This is a genomic window from Kocuria sp., from assembly GCF_030536815.1.
GTDB lineage: Bacteria > Actinomycetota > Actinomycetes > Actinomycetales > Micrococcaceae > Kocuria > Kocuria gwangalliensis.
On sequence record NZ_JAUNPE010000322.1, the window covers coordinates 1 to 1,718 of the forward strand.

Annotated in this window: 1 protein-coding gene and 1 pseudogene; both read left to right on the forward strand. The window is 67.3% G+C overall.

Features of this window, described 5'->3' with window-relative positions:
- Positions 1-373: pseudogene (locus tag Q4E95_RS13610) on the forward strand (succinate dehydrogenase); the annotation flags it as partial.
- Positions 370-1,718, forward strand: a 1,349-nt coding sequence (gene sdhA / locus Q4E95_RS13615; RefSeq protein ID WP_303383805.1) for a succinate dehydrogenase (quinone) flavoprotein subunit, incomplete at its 3' end; no start/stop codon positions are given. The pseudogene Q4E95_RS13610 and the gene sdhA, both read left to right, overlap by 4 nt.

A 1,718-nucleotide genomic window follows, 5' to 3' on the forward strand; every position in this document is an offset into this window, starting at 1 on the left:
CGGGCGGTCGATGCTGGTCACCGGCGTGGTGCTGCTGCTGTTCGTGATCTTCCACGTGCTGGACCTGACAACGGGCACGTCCCCCGCAGCGCCGGGAGGTTTTCAGGCCGCCACGCATGACACCTCCCATGCATACTCCAATCTGGTGGACTCGTTCAGCCGCTGGCCCGCCTCCCTGATCTACATCCTGGCCATGCTCGCCCTGGCCCTGCACCTGCTCCACGGCCTGGTGAGCGCGGTGTACGACCTGGGCATTGGTGTGGGTTCCACAGCCCGCAACATCCTGGCCGTCGTGGCTCTGCTGGTGGCCGTGGTGGTCGCCCTGGGCAACATCACCATTCCCGTGGCTGTTCTGACAGGACTGATTTCATGAGCTCCCCGCTGACCGAACGCGCCTCCGAACCACTGGACGGCGGCATTCCCCACGGCGATCCGGCCACGGCGTGGGCCCGCCGGAAACTCGACTACAAGCTGGTCAGCCCGCTGAACCGGCGCAAGTTCCGCGTGATCGTGGTGGGCACGGGACTGGCCGGGGCCGGCTGCGCTGCCGCGCTCGGGGAGCTGGGATACAGCGTCGTCGTGTACACCTTCCACGACGCCGCCCGCCGCGCCCATTCGGTAGCCGCCCAGGGCGGTATCAATGCGGCGCGCGCCAAGAAGGTGGACAACGATTCACTCGAGCGGTTCGTCAAGGACACCGTGAAGGGAGGGGATTTCCGCGGGCGGGAGGCGGACTGCTTCCGGCTGGGCGAGGAATCGGTGCGCGTGATCGACCACATGGACGCGATCGGCGCGCCCTTCGCACGCGAATACGGCGGTGAGTTGCGCACCCGCTCATTTGGTGGGGTGCAGGTTTCACGCACCTATTACACGCGCGGTCAGACGGGGCAGCAGCTGCAAGTGGCGGCGTCGCGGGCGCTGCAACGGCAGGTGGGCGCGGGCTCCGTGGACCTACGCACGCACCGCGAGATGCTGGACCTGATCGTGAAGGACGGCCGCGCGCAGGGCGTGGTGTGCCGCAATTTGTACACCGGCGAGATCGAAGCCGAGACCGCGCACGCCGTGGTGTTGTGCACGGGCGGCTACGGCAACGTGTATTTCCGCTCCACGCTCGCCCACAATTCCAATGTGACCGCGGCCTGGCGGGCGCACAAGCGCGGGGCGTATTTCGCCTCGCCCTCGTTCATCCAGTTCCACCCGACCGCGCTGCCGGTGAGTTCGCACTGGCAGTCCAAGACCACGCTGATGAGTGAGTCGCTGCGTAACGACGGTCGGATCTGGGTGCCCGCACGCGCCGGCGATGACCGCCCGCCCCATGAAATTCCGGAGGGCGAGCGCGATTACTACCTGGAGCGTAAGTACCCGGCGTACGGCAACCTGTCCCCGCGAGACATCTCGTCCCGGGCGGCACGCGAACAAATCGAGGCCGGCCACGGCGTGGGCCCGCTCAAGAACAGCGTGTACCTGGACTTCCGCGACGCCCTGGACCGGTTGGGCAAACCGACCATCAAGGAACGCTACGGGAACCTGTTCGCCATGTACTTCGACGCGACCGGTGAGGACCCCTACACCCAGCCGATGCGGATCGCGCCGGGCGCGCACTTCGCGATGGGCGGGCTGTGGAGCGACTACGACATGATGACCTCCGTCCCGGGGTTGTTCGTGGGCGGCGAGGCCGGGTGGGGCTATCACGGCGCCAATCGGCTGGGCGCCAACTC